Below are 21,687 nucleotides of genomic sequence, written 5' to 3'. Positions count from 1 at the left end.
AGAAACCAACTGATAGTTTGGGGGTGATGGGGACTTGCCATTGGTACAGATATATGATACAACTTTGCGGGATGGCACCCAGTGTGAGGGAGTATCGCTATCAGTAGACGACAAAATAAAAATTGCCTTAAAACTTGATGCAATGGGCTTTCACTATATTGAAGGCGGTTGGCCGGGCTCAAACCCTAAAGATATGGAATTTTTTAAACGGATTGCTGAATACCGGCTGACGGCGGCCAAAATATCTGCCTTTGGCTGCACCCGCAAACCCGGGATTACAGCTGAAGAGGATGCCAACTTGCAAGCAATTATTGATTCCGGTGTCAAAACAGCGGCTATTTTTGGCAAAACATGGGATTTTCACGTTACCCATGCTTTAAATACCACTTTAGAAGAAAACTTAGCGATGATTGAAGATTCGGTAGCTTTTTTAAAAAGCAAGGGCCTGGAAGTGATTTTTGATGCGGAACACTTTTTTGACGGCTATAAACGCAACCGTGATTACGCCTTAGCTTGCCTGCAGGCGGCCGTCCGCGGCGGAGCGGATACCGTTGTGCTTTGCGACAGCAACGGGGGAACAATGCCCCATGAAGTGCAGACAGCGGTTAAAGATGTCAAAAAATGTATTGACAGACCGCTAGGTATTCATGCCCATAACGACTGCGAACTGGCAGTGGCCAATACACTGATCGCTGTGCAGTGCGGTGTTACCCATGTGCAGGGTACGATAAACGGCTACGGCGAGCGCGTAGGCAATGCCAATTTGTGTTCAATCATACCCAACCTTGCGTTTAAATACGGCATAGAGAGCATACCGAAAGAGAATTTAGTGCATTTAACGGAACTATCCCGCTATGTCAGTGAAGTAGCAAATATGAATCCCAACCCTTACCAACCCTATGTGGGAGCCAGCGCTTTTGCCCATAAAGGGGGAGTTCATGTCAGCGCACTGTTAAAAGAATCCTCTACCTATGAACACATACCTCCGGAACTGGTGGGCAATAAGCAGCGGGTTTTAATATCGGAATTATCCGGTACCTCTAATTTGTTTTACAAATTTAAAGAACTTAACATGGGTTTAAACAAACACAGTCCGGAAAGTCGGCAGTTATTAAATCAAATTAAAGAACTGGAAAACCAAGGCTACCAATTTGAAGCAGCGGAAGGCTCTTTAGAACTGTTGATGCGCAAAGCCTTTAACGGGTATAGGGAACCGTTTTCTTTAGAAAATTTACGCCTCATAATTGAATTTAAAGAAGGCGAACCGGTACAGTCAGAAGCGGTAATTAAAATGAAAGTAAAAGATGAGATTGTCCATACCGCAGCCGAAGGCAACGGACCGGTCAACGCACTGGACAACGCCTTGCGCAAAGCATTGGAGGAAGTATATCCGGCAGTAAAACAAATGAAACTTAATGACTATAAAGTGCGGGTATTAAATGAAAAGGCCGGTACTGAGGCAACGGTTAGGGTGCTGATTGAAACCGGAAACGGTTATTGTTCCTGGAATACTGTAGGCGTATCCACTAATGTTATTGAAGCCAGCTGGCAGGCTTTAGTTGACAGTATGGCTTATGGATTATTAAAAGCGGAAGAATCATGATGGCTGAATTAAGAGCTTACTGGGTAAAAGTAAGCTCTTAATTTTTTAAAAGTAAGGGTGTATTCTGCCCGCATGCAATGTTGGCTTTACTGTCGTAAAATTTCGGTAAAGTGAATATTATCGAAGGTGCGGCAGGTATATTAACGATAAAAATAGAATTATTTTTGCGATAACATAAAAAATATTGTAATTAACGTATTTGTTATTTGGAGGGGCGCTTCTTGCTGGAACAACTGCAGTCAATAAATCTGACTCCGTTTTCATTAATAAGTATAATAGATATCGCTATTGTTGCTTATGTGATTTATCGGTTGATGCTGGTTATTCGCGGCACCAGAGCGGTGCAGCTGATTAAAGGAATTGTGATTTTATTGGTGGCTACTACTATTACCGGTTGGCTGCAGTTAAACACCATTAATTGGCTGTTGCGTCAGGCAATAACCGCATTGGTAGTGGCTTTGCCGATAGTATTTCACCCCGAACTGCGCCGGGCGCTGGAACAGCTGGGCCGCGGCAAATTTTTTACACCCCGGTTTACCAACCTAAAAGAAGAAGATCGCTCGCGGATGATCAATGAAGTGGTGCGGGCGGCACAGGTGTTGTCTAAAAACAACCTGGGCGCGTTAATCGTTATTGAGCGTATTACCGGGTTGGAAGAATACATCGACACCGGGATTAAAATTGATGGTTTAGTGTCAGCGGAATTTCTAATTAACTTGTTTATACCTAAAACTCCACTGCATGACGGTGCCTGCATTATTCGCGGCGATCGGGTGGCAGCCGCGGCTTGTTTTTTGCCGCTTACCGATGCTAAGTTAGATCACGATTTGGGTACCAGACACCGGGCCGGTGTGGGTATAACGGAGTATTCCGATGCTTTAACGGTTATTGTTTCAGAAGAAACCGGAGATATTTCACTGGCCGCGGGAGGAAAATTATATCGCATGATTGATGAAACGACTCTTAAAGAACGGCTTACCGAGGGCTTGCAGCCCACCAAATCAGCACCTTCATTTACCAATATTTTGAATCGGAGTGGAGGAGCCAAATGAGCGGCAATAAAGTGGATTCCCTTACCTGGCGTCGTTATTCCCTGATGATTATTTCTATACTGATTGCAGTAATTTTGTGGGCTTATGTAAACAATTTACAAAACCCGCTGCAGGAACAAGAATTTAGAATTACCTTAACGTCTACTGGGCTGCCGCAGGGGATGATGATTATTGATGAACTGCCGGAGCGGGTAAGTATCCGGGTAAAACCGGGTATCACAGTAAGTGGGCTGAAAGCCGAAGATTTTCGGGCGACGGTTGATCTTTCCAATGTAAGTATCGGCGAAAATAAATTGTCGGTAAAGGTATCGGGACCGAATGGTGTGCAGATAAGTAATATTGAACCCCGTACCGTTACCGTAAATATAGATAAACTGGTGCAAAAGCAGGTACCGGTGCAAGCCTTTCTAAAAGGTGAACCGGCGGCAGGCTATTCTGCCGGCGAGCCGGTGTTAGTGCCTAATGCAGTTTTGGCCAGCGGGCCAAGCAAAGTGTTGGAAACCATTGAACAGGTACCGGTTACTGTTGACATCAGCGGTGCGAGGCAAAACGTGGATTACTCACTGCCTTTGTCGGTGCAAAACAAACAAGTTTCATTATCTCCGGAACTAGTTAGAGTGGTGGTGCCGATTAACATTACTGTTCCTTACGAGTCACTGCCGGTAAAAGTGGTAACAACCGGTACACTTGGGGATGAATATGAGCTTGTTTCCACTGCTGCAGAACCGGCGATGGTGCGAGTTTTTGCGCCGCAAGACGTATTGTCACAAATAAGAGAAGTGAGAACAAAAGCGGTTAGCCTGGAAAATGTTACCGGAAACATAAAGCGAACAGTTGAATTGGAATTGCCGGCCGGGGCGGCGCTGCTGCAGCCCAGCCGGGTGGAAGTAACGATTCAGTTAAGGCAAAAACAGCAGCCGCCGCAGGAAGAACCAGCTGAACCACAGCAGCCGGAAACAGAGTAAAATAATATTATTTAAAGGGCGCTCTTTTTTGCGCCCACATTTAATTATGCTGCATATGCCATTATTAGGTACTGGCCACCGTGTGCTCAACTACATATAATATTTTATCAATGCAGAAAATTGACATGAAAAATTACCGGGAATATAATAACTTTATCTTAATTTAGTGTAATGCAGATGTTGTCTGAAAGGAGTTTTTATAAATGGGCAAGCTTTTTGGTACTGATGGAGTAAGGGGCATAGCTAACCGCGAACTGACACCTGAATTGGCTTTTAAAATTGGCCGAGCCGGTGCTTATGTGTTAGCTGAACACGGTCAATCAAAGCGTATTGTTATCGGTCGGGATACCAGGATTTCCGGTGATATGCTGGAAGCAGCGTTGGTGGCCGGTATTTGCTCGGTAGGTATGGATGTTTGTAAAGTAGGGATTATGCCCACCCCGGCTATTGCTTACCTAACCCGCGACTTAAATGCGGCTGCGGGAGTTGTCATTTCGGCATCCCATAACCCGGTGGAAGACAACGGGATTAAATTTTTTGGCCCCAGCGGCTATAAGCTTTCCGATCAACTGGAAGAAGATATTGAATCAATGATATTTAATGAAACCAAATACCCCGCGCCAATAGGCGGCGACTTGGGACGGGTGCACATCATTAAAGATGCTGTGGAACGCTATGTTAACTTTGCCTGCAGTACAATAAATGTAAGTTTAAGCGGACTGAAAATAGTGGTAGACTGTGCCAACGGTGCAGCATACCAAGTAGCCCCACGCATACTGTCTGAACTGGGGGCGGAGGTAATTCCCATATTTAATACTCCTGACGGCGTAAATATCAACGTCGATTGCGGGTCGACACATCCGGAAATGCTGATGAAAAAAGTTGTTGAGTATCAGGCTGATTTGGGCTTAGCCCATGACGGCGATGCAGACAGGGTATTGGCGGTTGACGCCCAAGGGAACCTGGTAGACGGTGACCAAATCATGGTGATTTGCGCCAGACAGCTAAAAAGCAAAAATCTGCTGCCGCACGACACCGTGGTAGTAACGGTGATGAGCAACATGGGTTTGCATGCTGCCATGCGGCAAAGCGGCATAGAGGTGCTGCAGACCAAAGTTGGCGACCGCTATGTGATGGAAAAACTGCTGGAAAGCGGTGCCGTACTGGGCGGAGAACAATCCGGTCACATTATCTTCTTAGACCACAGCACTACCGGTGACGGCATTATTACCGCTTTGAAATTATTGGAGGTAATCAAAGAAACAAATCAACCGCTGGAAGTTCTGGCTGCGCAAATGGAACGCTACCCGCAGATGTTGAAAAACGTACGGGTAAAAGATAAAGAACTGGTCATGACCAGCAATGAACTCGCTTCTGCCATTAAAGGGGCAGAAGAATATCTGCAAGGTGAAGGCCGGGTTTTGGTACGTCCTTCCGGCACCGAGCCGGTGATTAGGGTGATGGCCGAAGCTAAAGATCAGCAAAAACTTAAAGCCGTAGTTGATAAACTGGTAGCCGTAGTAGAAAAAATTAGCTAGGGAAGGGAATGGCGGTTTGTAAAATTAAATAAAAATCCCTGAAACAATCTTTGACTGCTTCAGGGATTTTTTCATTTTTACTGGCAAACTATAAGTTTCTAATGAGTACAGGCAGCTTCATGTACCTCAGATTGACTATCCATTGGCCTGTTGTAATGGCTGTTATTATGTCGTTGGTTATGGTGATGATTAGCAGGTGTTGACTGCGAGTGTGGTGATATGGATTTATTGTTAGTCATCATACCGGCATTATTATCTGCAGGCCGGCTAACTTTAGAACAACTGTTGGGAAACATTTTTTCAACAGATAGTTGAGCATCATTTATCGTCTGCAGATAATCATGATTATCCCATGATTTAGGATCTATTGTTACCCCGCTCTCTTTAGCCTTTTCCGCAAAAATAAGCCGGTTAACCGAGCGACCGGATTTGTTAGCTTGTTTCCATTGCTTCTGATCAGCATTACAAACAACTACATAGCCGGGATATTTTCCTGAATACATTTCATTATAAATTACTTCTCTAATCTTATCTTCACTGATGTTTATATCTTTTACCTTTGTCACACTGGCCAGCACTAAGTTTTCTTTTTCTTGATCTATATAACCGGAACTACAGGATTGTTTAACTATTTCTTGCACTGCTAAATATAAATCTTTATCCTTTAAACTTAGCCTATTTAGTAGCTTTTCTCCTTCTGCATTCAATGCAGTGACACTTTCTACCTTAGCTTCATTATTAACCGCTATTTGTAAACTTGAATTAGCACTGTCCAAGGTTACATATGCAGATACCGGGGATAATGCAAAGTTACCGAATAATCCAATGGAAAATACCAACATTATTGTTGCTGCCACGGCGATCCAACGTTTAGCAGCCACTTTGTTTAAAAAAGACTTTTCTTTAGGCAAGCTTACTACTATCGTAGAACCTAATTTAGGATATTCGGCAGGAAGCGGTAGGCGTATAAACTGCCTGTCTTCAGTAAATACCACCATCGTTCCGTTTTCTTGATCTATTTTGGCCACTTTGGCTTTTACTTTCATAAGCAAAACCTCTTTCCGTACGAATGTAAGTGCCGCTAAGGCTTACCCCTTCTAGTAATCATTTAAACCTGCAAAAACTTTTAGGTCGTAAAATCGCTGATCAGTTAGAATTAATACTAAAGCGATAATGTATTTGCGTCCGTTCTCTAAAACTCTTTTGCTTACTTTTGCCATCCGGGCAAGGTCTTTGGCCGGTAACCTTTTGTTGCGAAGAAAGAACTTTAAAAGCTCGTCATTATTCTTTAATACAGTGGCCACATACAATAATTTTTCCCGGGTGTCTCTATGCTTAGGACATACTTCTGCAAGCTCATCCAGAGAGGTGCCGTACTCACTTAACCTTTGTTCAAATTCTCGCATCATTTCCGCCAATTCATCTTGTTCAGTTTTTTGTTGATGTTTTTCCAATGCCTGTTTGTTTTCGATTAGATTATACTCGTTGTCTTCTTCTTCATATGGATAATTCAGCGGTAAATGTTGATTGCGGCTCTCTAATCTAAAGTAATCAATTAACCTTTGGCTAATCACCCTTCTGGCGAAGGTAAAAAAACTTGCACCCTTTTCCGGATTGTAAGCGTTTATCGCTTCGTTAAAAGCAATAAGGGCGATGCTGAGTTCATCATCATTGTCCCAGTGTAGTTCGCGCTTACATATACTGCAACTGGTATTAAATATAAATGGTTTGGATTTTATTATTAGTTTTTCCCGTGCGTGCTGATCGCCCTTTTGCGCCAGCTTTACAAGTTCTGTTGTAGTTAGTTCATTCAACATATATCACTCCGCTCAATTAAATGTCCGAAAAACCATGGGGTTTTTAGGTGGGGGAATACAAAAATTTTTATGGCTTTAAAATCCAAACCAAGCATTTTTTAAGACTAGATCTCAGCTACGACATTCCTTAACATTAATACAACCGATAGCAGTATTTTTAGTATCCGTACCAATAAAAGAAAATAATAAAATATTTGGCACAATAATTTTTTATTGGCGACCCACATAAAAATTATCCAATTACCGGATAGTCGATCAGAGGTGCCTCAATAAAAAATTTAAGGAGGATTTGTATGGGGTTTAAGAAAAAAATTATTTCCGTTACATTGATATTGCTTTTAGGCGTCGGTACTCTTGGTGTCGCCAATGCTGCATCTGTCGATTATCATCAAGGCCCCATGGCGGAATTTATTACAACTGATACTGAGGCAACACCTGCTGCAGAAGTTACACCGGATTTAATGAATCAAATGCTTGAAAACTGCCGGCAGGCAAGTCAAGCAATGATAGACATGTGGGCCGGCGCTTCAGGCTTAAGCCAAGATGAGATTTTAGAAATGGAACGGAACTGGATGCATAGGGTGATGCCCAAAAACCCAAATCTTGACACGCAAAATGCAGTACAAATGCATCATGCATGGATAAACAATAAGTTAGCTAATTATAAAGCAACTGATGTCCAAGCAAGCGAGCAAGTGCAGCAACCTAATGCGAATCAAGAAACACCACAGGCCAGAGCACATCATGGTTTACATCACGGTTGGAACAACGGGCACTGTTGGCAATAGTCTTCTGTCTAAATGTAACATTACCAAATTGCAAAGGTTGGGGGTAATGTTAGAAGCCGTAAAATACTTATTAATGAAAAAGCCACTCTTTAGGTATGCCGCCCAAAGAGTGGTTTTTTCGGTAATTTAAGCTACTTTTTTGCTCTAATGAAGGCACTGAATACCGTTCCGTTTAGCTGCTTACGTTCTTGCTCAGGTATGTTGGGCAACTTTTGCTCACCATAGCTACCGGAGAAATCGTGCATTCTGATTTTCTGCACTTCTATATCGGTAAAACCGGCAGCAGCCAGTTTATCTTTATATTCCTGCTCCAGTAGAGCACCGGCAATGCAACCGGCCCAGGCCATTGCATCCTGCTTTATTTTTTCCGGTAGTGGTCTGCTTAAAACAATATCGGACACTGCAAACCGGCCGCCGGGTTTTAAAACTCGGTAAGCTTCCCTTAGAACCCGGTCTTTATCTGTTGATAGGTTAATGACACAGTTGGAGATAATTACGTCTACGCTGTCATCCGGCAAGGGGATGTTTTCAATGTGTCCTTTTAAAAATTCAACGTTAGTGATACCGGTACGGGCTTGGTTGGCTCTGGCTTCTGCCAGCATTTCATCGGTCATATCCAGCCCGTAAACTTTGCCTGTGGGTCCCACCCGTTTGGCAGAAAGTAAGACATCTAATCCAGCACCACTGCCTAAATCCAGCACCACTTCACCGGGATGTAGTTCTGCCAGGGCGGTAGGGTTGCCGCAGCCAAAGCTGTTAGCCACCAAATCCTGGGGCAAGCCTTCAAATTGCTCGGAACTATAAAGTTCAGCTGTAATTTGGTTGCTTTGACTTGATGAACCGCTGCAACATTTACTGCTACAGCAACAACTACTCTTTTGAGTAATGGCTTGAGCGTATTTCTGCTTAACTATTTCTCGGATATCTTCTTTCATCTAAATCACTCCTCACATCAAAAAAATTTGATTTGTTAGCCTAAAAAAATTATTTTTAGGCGAAGTCCCGGCTTAACTGCTCAGTAAATTGTCGGATAGTCTTTTTGTTAATATAGTACAATTTCCACTTGCCCCGGGGTTCTTCGATTACTAAACCTGCTTCCACCAGTTCTTTCATATGATATGAAACTCGAGATTGAATAATACCCAATTCCGCCATCAGCTCACAGTTACATAAGCCGGAACGAGGCTCTTCTTTACCGGGTGGTGGGCAGCAGCCAGACTCACTTTGGGCCAGCATTAACATTATCTTGTAGCGGATGGGATCACTTAGTGCTTTGGCAATTTTAATTGTATCAATCATGAGTCTATCATATCAAAATTTGTTGATGTAAAGCAAGGGTTGAAGAATAATTAGCTAGTGTGGTATGAACCACTGCCTTTTAATGGAGTGAAATGAAAAAGTATTAACATTGGTACTGTATTTGATAAACTGATATTATAAAAGTTTGCAAGGAGGATATAATTTGCATACCAAAATAGGGGCGGAGAAAACTCGCAGCATATGGGGGAGTATATCGTCAACTGACATACAAGAAAACTGTATCGAATTTAAAAATGAATGTGAACGCATAGGGACTAAGCGAATATATCAAAAAAACAGTGTTATTACCCATATTGGTGAGAAAGTGTCAGGTATCTATTTTTTAAGCAAGGGGTTAGCAGTTTCTAAAATCGTCGGTGAAAACGGGTTAGAAAAGGTTGTATTTATTAACAAAGCACCTTGTTTTTTTAATGAAGGACCTTTTATTGGTGAATTATATACTGAGATGGAGGTTAGTGCACTTACCGATTGTAGTGTTTCTATTATTTCTTTTGATGATCTAGATAAGTTGATCTCAGGTAATGAACTATACAAAGATTTATTTATTAAATATTTAGCAAGAAAAGCTTATGCAGCATGGCTTTAGAGATGCGTGCGGGCAGAGGGCCAATTTACATGGATACCAGTGCCTTAAAAGAGGAAGATGCAGCCATCATTAAACCCAAGCTAGGATGGCAGTATATCAATTATAATCGACTGGTTGAATTGGGGATTGACTTCTTTAAACAGAAAACCGAATGGATACCCCAACCTTTAATGTCTTACGGCGGTTTGGTTGCTGATTTGAATGGAGCAACACGAGTACCGGGTTTATATGCAGCCGGTCGTTGCCGGAGTATTGATCCGGGTGTTTACACCGGTGGATTTGCTTTGGCCTCCACGGCAACAACCGGGAAAATTGCCGGTGAGGCAATGGTTGATTACATTCAAGAATTGCCTTTATGTGAGTTAGATGCAGGCGAAGTTGCTTCATTAAAAGAAAAATTATATGCACCGCTGGATAGTGGCGGCGTCAGCCCGAAAGAAGTACTGCGTACAATTCAGACGATTGTGTACCCTTATGAGGTCAGTATTATTAAATCTGAATCCAGTCTTAAAAATGCTCTGCATAAACTGGAAACCTTGCAAGAAGAAGTTATACCGTTAATGGGAGCAGCTGATCCTCATTATTTAATGAAGCTAAAAGAAGTAGAAGCGATTTCCTTCATTACCGAATGGTTCATTAAGACGTCGTTAATGAGAACAGAGTCCCGTTGCGGTCATTTCCGGGAAGATTATCCAAAACGTGATGAAAATTGGTTAAAATGGATTGTTATTGGATTAGAAGACGGAGAAGCTAAAGCCCGTCCGGTTGATGTGCCGATAGAAAAATATAAACATCCCATCGAGCGTTACTATCAAGATAATTTCAAATTTATTTCAAATTAAAAGATGTATATTTTAATTGAATAAATACAATGAAGGGCACTGGGGTTTATGTAAGTTTACTTCAGTGCCCTTTCCTTATATAAAAAAAGCCTTTTAATCTTGAAAGCGGGAATGTAAACATTGGCAGTCCGCGGTGAATAAACCTATACCGGTTTGCAAACACTGATGAGGAAGTTAAAATCAATTTTTTGCAGTTAACGACTGTGACGTGTTGGTTTGTGGCCATACCCATTTATCTTAGCATCGGTAGGTGAACGATGCCATGGCAAAAATTTTTAATAGCGCTCAAAAAATTGATGAAAAAACAAAAATAGGAATATATAATAAATAATACAAATCTATAAAGAGGGGTTATGACTAAATGGATATTATCATCAGAGAAAACTACGAAGAAATGAGTAAGTATACGGCTAAGTTGATTGCGCGTTTTATCAGAGAAAAGCCTGATTGCGTACTGGGGCTGGCGACAGGGAGCACACCTATAGGCACCTACAAGGAGCTTGTCAGGATGCATAAAGAAGAAGGACTTGACTTTTCAGAAGTTAAAACTTTTAATCTTGATGAATATTACGGAATAGGAATGGATTTAAGCAAGCCGTACCATTTAGATCAGAGTTATGCCCGATTTATGCACGAGGAACTTTTTAAACATATCAATATCAAAAAAGAAAATATTCATATTCCCGATGGAATGACAAAGGACCCGGAAAAGCACTGTCAATGGTATGAAGAAGAAATTAAAAAAGCCGGCGGAATAGATTTACAGCTTCTGGGCATTGGCAGAGACGGACATTGGGCATTTAACGAACCCGGCTCGTCACTTGCATCCAGAACCAGAATTCAGGCCTTAACACAGGAAACTCTTGATGACAATTATGAGAGCTTCTATAAAAAGGCCGGAGTAGCCAGAAAAGATATGCCGCATTTTGCCATCACAATGGGGATTGGAACTATTTTAGAAGCTAAAAACATCATCATGATTGCCAACGGCATAAAAAAGGCCGATGTTGTAGCTAAAGCCATTGAGGGTCCGGTTACTTCCCAAATCACCGCTTCCGCTATCCAGCTACACAGCGGGGGAATTACCGTGGTACTGGATGAAGAGGCTGCTTCAAAACTAAAAAGGCTGGATTTTTATAAGCACGTAGAAAAGTTAAAGCAAGAATATGGATTTGCTACTATTTAATTAGCGCTAACTTAGTTATGTTGATAAAACCCATCATATTTGACCAGTTTTTTATAAAAATAGACGGCCGATGGCCGTCTATTTTTCCGGTCAAAGCAAGTCTAAAATTTATTGAGCGAAAGTGTCTTTTAAATTTTGCAAGCTGATTTTTCCTTTGCCGACTAATAAAGGTAAGTGCTTATTAGTAAAATGTATTAACGGAACGGTGGTAATTAATATTATTATGGTAAGTAATATTGAAATTAGATAAGATTTATGCTCCATAAAAGGATAGCCCCAAATTACTTCATCAGTTAGTTTAAAAATGTATACCCCAAAGTAATGTGTGCCTAATATTAACAGCGTGTTTTTACCAAAGAAGTTAAATACCTTTAATTTAGGCATTTTATAAAACAAAGAACAGATGAAAAATATGCCGGCTATAGCAGAAAGATAAAAATACAGGTAATTTCCTACCACATTGAGAAAAACACTGATTCTTTTATTCAAGATTAAACCAAAAACTATATTTAATACTGCGAACAGTAAAAGGAATATAAGCAGTTTTGCCTTGGTATGGGTTATTTTTTCAATAATTAGTTTTTTTCGGGCTGTATTTCCCAAGTAATAAAATACTAACCCCCACGACACTACATGCAGTCCCAATGGGTATCGGTAACCGGAAAGTGCAAAAACATATCCGATGATAAAAGAAAAAATTATAAAAACGGCATTGTTAATTTTAGAGCCGTTAATGACAAAGTAAATTACTTGCACTAAGAATAAAACCACTAAAAACCATATCGGTGCATTCCATCCTACCGAGCCGTTTAAAAAGAAAAAGTTAATCAATAATCTTGAAGGGCTGAAACCGGCATGGTAAACAAAATCCAAGTAAATCGCAAAAGGTATGGATAGGGCGGCAAAGCAAAAATAAGGTATCAGTAAACTGTTTACCTTTCTTTGTACATATTCTTTTAATGAGCGGTTATTATTTTTAAACAAATAACCGGAAATAAAGAAAAAAAGGGGCATATGAAACGAATAAATAATGGTTTCGGCTTCCAGTGGAATATTAAGGTGCCCCCAGACTACAAGTATAATTGCTAAACCTTTTAATGAGTCCAACCATTCTATACGTTTAGCCAATATTGCTCACCAATTAACATAATAACAGCAATCTATTGATTTTACAAATTGTAGTCGGCTTTACTTTGACTGGCTCTTAATAATAATGGTTGTAGTAGGAGATTTTTATGAAGCCCAAAACAAAGATAGCGAAAAAAATGATAATACTTTTTTTGTTGCTTACAGCTTTAACTGCATTTATTATCTGGCAAAATAACAGTGTTGTAATAACAAATTACATATACACTAATTCTAAGCTTCCACAATCTTTTGACGGATACAAAATTGTTCATATTTCCGATTTGCATAACAAAGATTATCGCGGCAAACTGCCGCCAAAAATTAATCAACTCACGCCCGATATTATAGTCATTACCGGGGATTTAATTGACCGCAGAAATACGCAGGTTGATACCGCAGTAGAGTTTGTCAGGCAAATTGCGGTTTCGGCACCGCTATATTATGTTTCCGGAAACCATGAGCAGTTGTCCGGGGCATATGAGGAACTGAAGCAAGAATTAAAAAAGTTAAATGTGCAAAATTTAGATAACAGCTATGTGCTGTTGAAAAAGGGCAAAGATGAAATTGGCCTTATGGGTATTGCCGATCCGGCGGTACAGCAAGATGAAAGCACTTATCTTTGGACAGACAGCAGTGTTTACATTGAAAACGGCATTAGAGAACTATTGAATAAAAAAGAGACAAATTTTAATATATTACTTTGCCATCGACCGGAATATTTCGGTACCTACACAGACACAGGTGTGGATTTGGTTTTTAGCGGCCATGCCCATGGCGGTCAAATCAGGATTCCGTTAATTGGCGGCTTGGTTGCGCCAAACCAAGGTTGGTTTCCTAAATATACCGAAGGGGTTTATCATGAGGGAAAAACATCAATGGTTGTCAGCCGGGGATTGGGAAACAGCATTTTTCCTATCCGCGTTTTTAATCGGCCGGAGCTGGTGGTCGTTACTTTGAAAAAACAATGATGCTGACGCAAAAAGATGGAGTTGTTAATTAAATACGATTGCAGGTTCTGCTTTTTGCAGATTAAGTGGGAATGGTCTGTCATTTTATTTTTAAGGAAAGCTTTAATTTACCGATGATTAAAAAGAGGGGACGATCTCCCCTCTTTTTATTATCATAAATAAAATTGTATAACAGTTAACTTTGGGTAACTTTAACTAAGTACCTTCTAATATAAACGGAAGGAAAGAGGTAGTGTATAAAATGAATATAGCCAACGAGCATTTAGTGGGAAATTGGAAGAGAAACACTATTCTCTTTTTAAGCAGTCAGACGCTATCGCTTTTTGGCTCGTCATTAGTGCAATATGCGATTATGTGGTACATTACGCTAACTACGCAGTCTGGTATCATGATGACGATGTATATTATTTGCGGCTTTATTCCGGCCTTTATTTTATCGCCTGTTGCCGGGGTATGGGCGGATCGCTACAATCGAAAAATGCTGATTATATTATCTGATTCATTGATTGCAGTGGCCACTTTGATAGTTGCTATTGTATTTTTAAAAGGATACCAACCAATTTGGTTACTCTTTTTTATAGCCGCTGTTCGGTCAGTCGGTTCAGGTATCCAAATCCCGGCAGTAGGAGCGGTTTTGCCGCAAATAGTGCCGGCAGATAAGCTGATGAAAGTAAATGGAATAAACGGCAGTCTGCATGCAATGATTACCTTTATTTCTCCGATGGTCAGTGCAGCACTGCTGACCATGGCCACCATCGAGACGATTTTCTTTGTCGATGTCATTACCGCCGTCATCGCTATTTTTATGTTAATGTTGTTTGTGGAAATAAAAGTACATCAAAAGGCCGCTGAAAAACAAATAACCGGCTATTTCACTGATTTTAAACTGGGATTAATCTACATTAAAAATCATAAATTTTTAAAGCAGATATTTATGTTTTTTGCAGTTTTTTTTGTTTTGATGGCACCGGCTGCGTTTTTAACACCCCTGCAAGTTACCCGCAGTTTCGGGGGTGATGTTTGGCGGTTAACAGCCATCGAAATTGCTTTTTCTGCCGGCATGATGTTAGGCGGAGGAGTAATCGCCTGGTGGGGTGGCTTTGCAAACAAAATTCATACCATGACTTTTGCCACCTTGATTATGGGAATCTGCACTTTTGCGCTGGGTACTGTGCCACTGTTTTGGGTTTATTTAGCCTTCATGGTACTGTTTGGCATTGCTGCACCTATATTCAATACACCTACTACTGTTTTGCTGCAAGAGAAGGTGGAAGAAAACTATTTGGGGAGAATTTTTGGGGTGTTTGGCATGATTTCCACTTCCATGATGCCCATAGGCATGCTTATTTTCGGCCCATTGGCAGATGTGATTATAATTGAAAGGCTGCTTATCGGCACCGGGTTATTCATCGTTATATTAGGAATTTTCTTAGGAAGAAACAAAGTACTGCTTGAAATAGGCAAACCGGCAGCGAAAGAATGACAGTAGTTTTAAAATATCAATTTCTTCTTGACCTTTACGTTACGTAAGGGTTTATCATGGTAATTGTCAGGGGGGTCATTATGGAGTATACCGTCAGCGAATTAGCGCAGTTGTCCGGTGTGAGCGGTCGCACCCTTCGCTATTACGATCAAATCGGACTGTTAAAACCGGCAAGAATCAATTCATCCGGTTACCGCATTTATGGTGAAAAAGAAGTTGATCTGCTGCAGCAAATTTTATTTTATCGTGAATTAGAATTCAGTTTAGAAGAGATTAAGAAAATAATTAATCATCCGAACTACGATGAATTTGCCGCTTTAAAAAAACATTATCATTATCTAAAGAAAAAACGTGACCGCCTGGACAGAATAATGGCCACAATTGAAAAGACAATTGCCAGTAAAGAAGGAGGAATTCCATTGCCAGATCAGGAAAAATTTGCCGGCTTCAAGGAAAAATTAATTGCGGAAAATGAAAGGAAATACGGAAAAGAAATTCGCGAAAAATATGGCGATGAGCTTGTAGATGCCAGCAATGCCAAACTAAGAAGCATGTCGCCGGAGGATTTTCAAGCATTAACCCAGTTGGAAGAAGAAATACTTTCATTGCTGGAGCAGGCATATGCAACCGGTGATCCGGCATCGGACGTAGCCCAAAAAATGGCCGCCAAACATAAAGAATGGTTGATGTATTCATGGCCCAATTATTCTAAAGAAGCCCATGCCGGCTTGGCGGAAATGTATGTTGCGGATGAACGCTTTACTGCCTATTATGACCGGAGAGTTAAAGGCGGGGCAAAATTTTTACGGGATGCGATATTAATTTATCTGGGAAAAAATAAACAACCGCAGAACGAAATCAATGAACCGATAGTGTAATTTTGTTGTAGAAAAAAGAGCCACTCTCTTTGGTGAAATTTAGATGTCAAAACCCAATTGCCAAAGAAGTGGTTCTTTTTTGAATATGAAAAATTCATTGAACAAGGAATATATTTTTACTACCGGTAGAGTTAAAGCTATCAGAAAAATGGCAGTATTACTTTTATTTATCTTGTAAAATGTTGTAAAATTATAATATTGGTAAATTTTAAAAGTAATTATTAAACAGTATGGAGGTCAGGGAAGTGAAAATTATAGTTGCCGGCGGAGACGGTTTTTGCGGTTGGCCGACTGCGCTGTATTTATCAAACCAGGGGCACGATGTAGCCATTATTGATAATTTGGCCAGAAGAAAATGGGACATTGAACTTCATTCTAATTCTCTCACCCCGATTGCCACTTTAGAAGAGCGAGTGGCAAAGTGGAGGCAGCTTACCGGGAAGGAGATCCGAGTATACATCGGTGATTTGCAACACTACGATTTTTTGCGTTTGGTTTTCATAAAAGAGCAACCGGATGCATTTGTGCATTTCGCTGAACAGCGTTCGGCGCCGTATTCCATGATTGATCGTGAACACGCTGTATTTACTCAGGTTAACAATGTTGTAGGCACTTTAAATGTGCTTTATGCAATTAAAGAAATTACCCCTGAGTGTCATTTGATTAAATTAGGAACAATGGGCGAATATGGCACACCGAATATTGTCATTGAAGAAGGGTATATAGAGATAGAACACAAAGGCAGAAAAGATATTCTTCCTTTTCCTAAGCAGCCCGGTTCTTTTTACCACCTTTCTAAAGTGCATGACAGCCATAACATTATGTTTGCCTGTAAAACCTGGGGAATAAGGGCTACAGATTTAAATCAGGGCATTGTGTACGGCCTTGATACTGACGAAACCAAGATGGATCCTGTTTTAATTAACAGGTTGGATTATGACGGCGTGTTTGGTACGGCACTAAACCGCTTTATTATTCAAGCGGCTATCGGTCATGATCTTACTGTTTATGGAAAAGGAGGACAAACCCGTGGCTTTTTAAATATTAAAGATACCGTTCGCTGTATTGAGATTGCTGCCAATAACCCTGCCGAAAAAGGAGAATTTCGGGTATTTAACCAATTTACCGAGGACTTTTCCGTGCTGGAATTAGCTCAGTTGGTACAAAAAGTAGCCCGTGAAGAGGGTTTTGAGTGCAAAATTGCACATACTAAAAATCCAAGAGTAGAGCTGGAAGAGCATTTCTTCCAAGCTGAAAATACCAAGCTTAAGGATTTAGGGCTGGAACCTCACCTGCTGACAGAAGATGTGGTACGTGACATTCTTAAAACAGTAGTTAAATATAAAGATCGGGTAATTAAAGAAAATGTGCTTCCGCAGGTAACTTGGGCTTAAATGTGAAAAAGGATGTGCATTCGTTGAAGATAGCTATTGTAGCCGAAACTTTTTTGCCGTCAACTGACGGCGTAATTACCAGATTAACAGCCTGTATTCGTCACTATCTAAAAAAAGGACATGATGTGCGCGTCATCGCACCGGATCTCGGCGTATATGAATTTGAAGGGGCGGAAATTGCCGGTGTGCCCGCATATACACTTCCTTTTTACCGTTCTCAAAAATTTGCCCTTCCCAATAGAAAAGTTAAGCGGCTGCTTGCGGAGTATAATCCGGACATTGTGCATGCCGTGAATCCCGCTTTAGTCGGTTTATCAGGGGTTTATTATGCCAAAAAATTGGGATATCCGCTGATTGCTTCATATCATACCAATGTAGTGAAGTATGCCAAATATTACGGATTTCCCTTTTTAGAGGGGCTTTTGTGGCGGTATTTTCGCTGCCTTCATAACCAAGCAAAACTAAACGTCTGCACGTCTAAGGCAATGCAGCAAGAGTTAATTGCACGTGGGTTTCATAACGTGCGGCTTTGGAAACGCGGTGTTGATACCGAGCTGTTTAGTCCCGGAAAATTTGATGCTGATATGCGGGCAAAGTTGTCTCTAAATAATCCCGAAAAAACAGTATTGCTTTATGTCGGCAGATTGGCCCCGGAAAAAGAAATAGAAAAGATTAAGTTTGTATTAGAAAAGTCAGATGAGTTTGCGCTGGCTATTGTCGGCGACGGCCCGCACCGGCAAGCTTTGGAAAAGCATTTTGCCGGCACCAATACCGTGTTTACCGGTTTTTTGCATGGGGAGCAGCTGGCTAAAGCCTATGCTTCTTCAGATGTTTTTGTGTTTCCTTCGACAACGGAAACACTTGGTCTGGTTATTTTAGAAGCAATGGCTTCCGGTCTGCCGGTTGTAGCCGCTAAGAGTGGCCCAACTTGTGAGCAAATAAAAGATGATTATAACGGCTTGCTATATGATCCGAAAAATCCGGATGATTTTGTTGCCGTTGTTCTTCGGTTAAGAGATGAAACATTAAGAAAACGTTTGGCTGATGCAGCTTTACAGGAAGTATCAAAAATGAGTTGGACGGAGACAGCTGAACAAATGCTTCATTACTATCGGGAAGTAATAGGGGAAGAAGACGATTTAGAAAGGTAAATTGCTATGATATATAACGTAAGCCTAGTTTTAGAAGGTGGCGGCATGCGCGGTGCGTATACTGCCGGCGTACTTGATTTCTTTATGGATAAGGGCATTCATTTTCCTTTGGTGGTTGCGGCATCATCAGCGGCCTTGGTTGCAAGTTCATATGTGGCCAAGCAGCGGGATAACAACTTCAATCTATTAAAAAAATTGATGAAGCACAGGCAATTTATCTCAATTAAACGGTTGTTTACGCAAAGGGAATTGGTGGAAATGGGTTATGTTTTTGATGAAATTCCCAATCGGCTGCTTCCTTTTGATTTTGACTCCTTTGTGCAATCAAATACTGAATTTGTAGTAGTTACTACTGATAAAAACACCGGGCAACCGGTTTATTTTAACAAATATGATAACCAAACAGACTTATTTAAAATTATACGCGCTTCCAACAGTCTGCCTGTTTTAGCACCAAGTGTTTCGTTTAAAGGACAGGAGTTGTTGGACGGCGGCGTTGCCGATCCGATTCCCATTACGCCTTCAATTGAACGCGGGTATAAAAAACATGTGGTGGTACTGACCAGAAACAAAGGCTATATAAAAAGAGCTACCAAATTAAATTGGTTTTTTAAGCTGGTATTTAATAATTATCCCGGATTGAGAAAAAAATTAAAGGAACGGCATTTAATTTATAACCGGACTATGGATATGATTAAAGAAATGGAGGAAAGAAATGAAGTTTTGGTCATTCAGCCGGAAAAACCGTTGATTGCTAGCAGATTTGAACGAAATAACGAGGTGCTGCATAATTTATACCACCAAGGGTATCAGGAGGCTGCGAAAAAATATCAAGTGTTACTTGATTTTTTTCAAGATACATAGCATGTGTCAATCTACACCCCAAAGAGAGGCATACGCCGGTGTAGGACTATTTGTCCATGATTAGTATGTGGGCAATCATGTTTTTGCGCGGCGGCAGTTAAGCCAGCAGATAATAAATGTACTCGGCGGTGCTGATATTTTTCGGGTTCCATTTTCTGGGGGGGCAATCTATTGTTTGATATGGAACTCCTAACTGATTGACAAACTGCTTAAATTTATTATCAAACCAGGGAGGTGTCCAAGCCCCGGAACGGCAAACATGTATGGCGGATATTTCAATTTTCGGTTGTAAATCAGTTAGGTGGCAGTATTGGATATTAAAACAGTTGTTAATTTCTTTAAAATATTCCGCTTTTTCAGTTGTAAACGGACTGTAAACAATCACTGCTTTTGTTATTAGTTTATCTTTTAACAGTTTACCTAGCCAGTTGGCACAGTTTAGCTCAAAGTTGAGAGAGGGCAGACCGCCATAACCCAAATCGGCATGGGCATCGAAAAGGTAAACTGCCTGGCACTGATTGTTTTTAGCAATGTAATAAGATAACGCGTGCGAATCGGAAACATAAGCTTTAATGCCTTTTTTAAACTTAAAGACTCTTTTTATTTTCTGCCAAAACTGATCGACATCTGCGGATAATTGAAAATAATTTTTGATATTCTTACCCTTTGCCTGCAATTGCAGATACCGTTTATACCATAAATCAATCACGCTTTTTTTGTTTTCCAGATATGATTCCCAATTGTAACTTTTGCAGTAAATAAAATAATCCCAGTCAACAGATAATAACCTTTTTTCCATTTTTTCACCCCTAGATATGGAAAAGAAGGTTATATAATTTTAGCACTCAACTAAGCTGAGTGCTAAAATTCTTTGGTTATTATTGTATTCTTAAAGTTTTTAATGTCAAGAAGGAAACTTAACTTTTGGCTGCTTTAAATTTAATTTTGCCAGTGCTTCAGCATTGGTAAAGTATCGGCTATTTTGTGGTTTGCCGGCTTCGGTAATTGTGTTGGAGTACCGCATTCGCGGGTGAAAACGGCAGCAAGCAATAACATCGAGGCACCTGGCAGCGGCTTGCTGCCGTTTTCACGTAAGCAAGCGCGTTGAGCCCAGCTACCGCCGGGCTTGGCGGTCTATCATCTCGAAAATCTATCACCGTACAAGCATTAGATAATTTTAATACCTACTGCACTCAGAAGATAACCCAAACCGATATAAGTAAGGATTACAGCCAGGAAAATCTTCAAATGCTGGCCTTTAATATATTTGGAAAGAACAGGTCCAAGATAAGAACCCACAATAATACCGCCTACTTCAAAGGCTAACATCAAAAAGTCAAGGGAACTACCCATACGCAAGTAGTTGGCGATACTGGTGAAGGACGTTACAATAATGGAAAGAACGGATGTACCAGCCACGATAAACATGGGGAATCCCAAAACACTGCTCAAATAGGGTACCAGCAAGAAACCACCGCCAACACCCAGGGCAGCAGAAACAATAGCCACCAGCGCTCCGGCGATAAATGGCGAAGCAGCATTAAACCTAAAAGTCTCACCGGCAAATGTAAAGGTATTGTTTATTCCCACTTGACTGAATTTAACACCGATCTCTTTCAACTCATTCATTCTACCAGCCGCTTTTAGTTCCTTAACTTTCTCCTCAAAAGCTTTATTAGCTTTTTTGACCGCTTGCTGTTTAGCTTTGTTGGATGGCAACATCTCCAACCAAATTTTAACGGCAATAAACAAAGTAATAACGCCAAAGAACGGTTTATAGGAACTCATATCTTGCAGGTAATTGGAAGACAGATAAGAGCCTATCAATGCACCCACGATTCCCCCCAGACCGAGGGCCAGGGCAGCAGGCACAACCAGACGCCGTTCTCTGAAATACAGGGGAGCGGAAATAAACGGGCTGATAAGTGTCAACACCTGGTTCATAGGTTTAATAGTATTGGCGTTTTTTAAACCAAAAATTGTGATATGACCCACCCCGGCAAGAATACCGCCGGCTGCTCCTACCGTTGAAAAAACATATCCTACGAAGATTGACCATAATACCAGAAAAATGGGATTGACAGTTACACCTGCAACTGCAAATTCCATAAACCAGACCCCCTC

General features: G+C 40.9%; 21 protein-coding genes. 14 read left to right on the top strand and 7 right to left on the bottom strand.

Annotated elements, in window-relative coordinates; translation table 11 throughout:
- Positions 1–34 precede the first annotated feature (34 nt).
- From cimA to glmM, 4 genes are all read left to right on the top strand, one after another.
- Positions 35–1,603, top strand: a complete 1,569-nt coding sequence (cimA, locus tag ACZ5NG_RS10080) for a citramalate synthase (RefSeq protein ID WP_464251682.1) — start codon at positions 35–37, stop codon at positions 1,601–1,603.
- 221 nt (positions 1,604–1,824) lie between these two features.
- The gene (gene cdaA, locus ACZ5NG_RS10075) at positions 1,825–2,655 is read left to right on the top strand and encodes a diadenylate cyclase CdaA (RefSeq protein ID WP_464251681.1); all 831 of its coding nucleotides are present in this window, start codon (positions 1,825–1,827) and stop codon (positions 2,653–2,655) included.
- Positions 2,652–3,620 carry a CdaR family protein gene (locus tag ACZ5NG_RS10070; RefSeq protein WP_464251680.1) on the top strand — a complete coding sequence of 323 codons (969 nt, stop codon included), beginning with the start codon at positions 2,652–2,654 and terminating at the stop codon, positions 3,618–3,620. Before cdaA ends, ACZ5NG_RS10070 begins: the two co-directional genes overlap by 4 nt.
- 203 nt (positions 3,621–3,823) lie before the next feature.
- Positions 3,824–5,158, top strand: coding sequence for a phosphoglucosamine mutase (gene glmM / locus ACZ5NG_RS10065; RefSeq protein WP_464251679.1), 1,335 nt, complete (start codon positions 3,824–3,826; stop codon positions 5,156–5,158).
- 98 nt (positions 5,159–5,256) lie between these two features.
- Here glmM and ACZ5NG_RS10060 read toward each other — a convergent pair whose 3' ends face one another.
- The gene (locus ACZ5NG_RS10060; RefSeq protein WP_464251678.1) at positions 5,257–6,204 is read right to left on the bottom strand and encodes an anti-sigma factor domain-containing protein; all 948 of its coding nucleotides are present in this window, start codon (positions 6,202–6,204) and stop codon (positions 5,257–5,259) included.
- Positions 6,205–6,255: 51 nt separating this feature from the next.
- Positions 6,256–6,975: an RNA polymerase sigma-I factor gene (sigI, locus tag ACZ5NG_RS10055; RefSeq protein ID WP_464251677.1), complete on the bottom strand. Its 720-nt coding sequence runs from the start codon at positions 6,973–6,975 to the stop codon at positions 6,256–6,258.
- Between the two features lie 293 nt (positions 6,976–7,268).
- On the opposite strand from sigI, the gene ACZ5NG_RS10050 reads away from it, so the two are divergent.
- On the top strand, positions 7,269–7,763 hold the full coding sequence (locus ACZ5NG_RS10050; protein WP_464251676.1) for a hypothetical protein: 495 nt from the start codon (positions 7,269–7,271) through the stop codon (positions 7,761–7,763).
- Positions 7,764–7,894: 131 nt separating this feature from the next.
- Here ACZ5NG_RS10050 and ACZ5NG_RS10045 read toward each other — a convergent pair whose 3' ends face one another.
- Both ACZ5NG_RS10045 and ACZ5NG_RS10040 read right to left on the bottom strand, forming a co-directional pair.
- Positions 7,895–8,698, bottom strand: coding sequence for an arsenite methyltransferase (locus tag ACZ5NG_RS10045; RefSeq protein ID WP_464251675.1), 804 nt, complete (start codon positions 8,696–8,698; stop codon positions 7,895–7,897).
- A 55-nt stretch (positions 8,699–8,753) separates the two neighbouring features.
- Entirely contained in the window at positions 8,754–9,062 is a 309-nt protein-coding gene (locus tag ACZ5NG_RS10040; protein WP_464251674.1) for an ArsR/SmtB family transcription factor, read from the bottom strand.
- 163 nt (positions 9,063–9,225) lie between these two features.
- Between ACZ5NG_RS10040 and ACZ5NG_RS10035 the strand changes: the two genes are divergently transcribed.
- The 3 genes from ACZ5NG_RS10035 (at position 9,226) to nagB (ending at position 11,697) form a co-directional block, all read left to right on the top strand.
- Positions 9,226–9,669 (top strand): Crp/Fnr family transcriptional regulator, encoded by a 444-nt coding sequence (locus ACZ5NG_RS10035; protein WP_464251673.1) that lies wholly within the window; start codon positions 9,226–9,228, stop codon positions 9,667–9,669.
- Between the two features lie 29 nt (positions 9,670–9,698).
- Positions 9,699–10,511 carry a hypothetical protein gene (locus ACZ5NG_RS10030; RefSeq protein WP_464251672.1) on the top strand — a complete coding sequence of 271 codons (813 nt, stop codon included), beginning with the start codon at positions 9,699–9,701 and terminating at the stop codon, positions 10,509–10,511.
- 361 nt (positions 10,512–10,872) lie between these two features.
- The gene (gene nagB / locus ACZ5NG_RS10025; protein ID WP_464251671.1) at positions 10,873–11,697 is read left to right on the top strand and encodes a glucosamine-6-phosphate deaminase; all 825 of its coding nucleotides are present in this window, start codon (positions 10,873–10,875) and stop codon (positions 11,695–11,697) included.
- 108 nt (positions 11,698–11,805) lie between these two features.
- Here the strand turns inward: nagB and ACZ5NG_RS10020 are convergent, their stop codons facing one another.
- Complete coding sequence (locus ACZ5NG_RS10020) at positions 11,806–12,825, bottom strand: acyltransferase family protein (protein ID WP_464251670.1); 1,020 nt, start codon at positions 12,823–12,825, stop codon at positions 11,806–11,808.
- A 107-nt stretch (positions 12,826–12,932) separates the two neighbouring features.
- Between ACZ5NG_RS10020 and ACZ5NG_RS10015 the strand changes: the two genes are divergently transcribed.
- The 6 genes from ACZ5NG_RS10015 to ACZ5NG_RS09990 all read left to right on the top strand — a co-directional run bounded on the left by ACZ5NG_RS10015 (position 12,933) and on the right by ACZ5NG_RS09990 (position 19,563).
- Positions 12,933–13,793 carry a metallophosphoesterase gene (locus tag ACZ5NG_RS10015; RefSeq protein WP_464251669.1) on the top strand — a complete coding sequence of 287 codons (861 nt, stop codon included), beginning with the start codon at positions 12,933–12,935 and terminating at the stop codon, positions 13,791–13,793.
- Positions 13,794–14,034: 241 nt separating this feature from the next.
- Positions 14,035–15,276: an MFS transporter gene (locus tag ACZ5NG_RS10010; RefSeq protein WP_464251668.1), complete on the top strand. Its 1,242-nt coding sequence runs from the start codon at positions 14,035–14,037 to the stop codon at positions 15,274–15,276.
- 80 nt (positions 15,277–15,356) lie between these two features.
- Positions 15,357–16,154: a MerR family transcriptional regulator gene (locus ACZ5NG_RS10005; RefSeq protein WP_464251667.1), complete on the top strand. Its 798-nt coding sequence runs from the start codon at positions 15,357–15,359 to the stop codon at positions 16,152–16,154.
- Positions 16,155–16,399: 245 nt separating this feature from the next.
- Positions 16,400–17,548, top strand: a complete 1,149-nt coding sequence (locus ACZ5NG_RS10000; protein WP_464251666.1) for an NAD-dependent epimerase/dehydratase family protein — start codon at positions 16,400–16,402, stop codon at positions 17,546–17,548.
- A 23-nt stretch (positions 17,549–17,571) separates the two neighbouring features.
- The gene (locus tag ACZ5NG_RS09995) at positions 17,572–18,699 is read left to right on the top strand and encodes a glycosyltransferase family 4 protein (RefSeq protein ID WP_464251665.1); all 1,128 of its coding nucleotides are present in this window, start codon (positions 17,572–17,574) and stop codon (positions 18,697–18,699) included.
- A 45-nt stretch (positions 18,700–18,744) separates the two neighbouring features.
- Positions 18,745–19,563: a patatin-like phospholipase family protein gene (locus tag ACZ5NG_RS09990; protein ID WP_464251664.1), complete on the top strand. Its 819-nt coding sequence runs from the start codon at positions 18,745–18,747 to the stop codon at positions 19,561–19,563.
- Positions 19,564–19,660: 97 nt separating this feature from the next.
- Here the strand turns inward: ACZ5NG_RS09990 and ACZ5NG_RS09985 are convergent, their stop codons facing one another.
- Entirely contained in the window at positions 19,661–20,362 is a 702-nt protein-coding gene (locus tag ACZ5NG_RS09985; protein WP_464251663.1) for an arginase, read from the bottom strand.
- Positions 20,363–20,730: 368 nt separating this feature from the next.
- A complete protein-coding gene (locus ACZ5NG_RS09980) occupies positions 20,731–21,672 on the bottom strand; it encodes a sulfite exporter TauE/SafE family protein (RefSeq protein WP_464251662.1) in 942 nt (313 codons plus the stop codon).
- Positions 21,673–21,687: the final 15 nt, after the last annotated feature.

Source organism: Desulfovectis peckii (genome assembly GCF_055391705.1).
The sequence above is the reverse complement of the archived record's forward strand: the minus strand, read 5'-3'. Positions and strand labels throughout refer to the sequence as shown.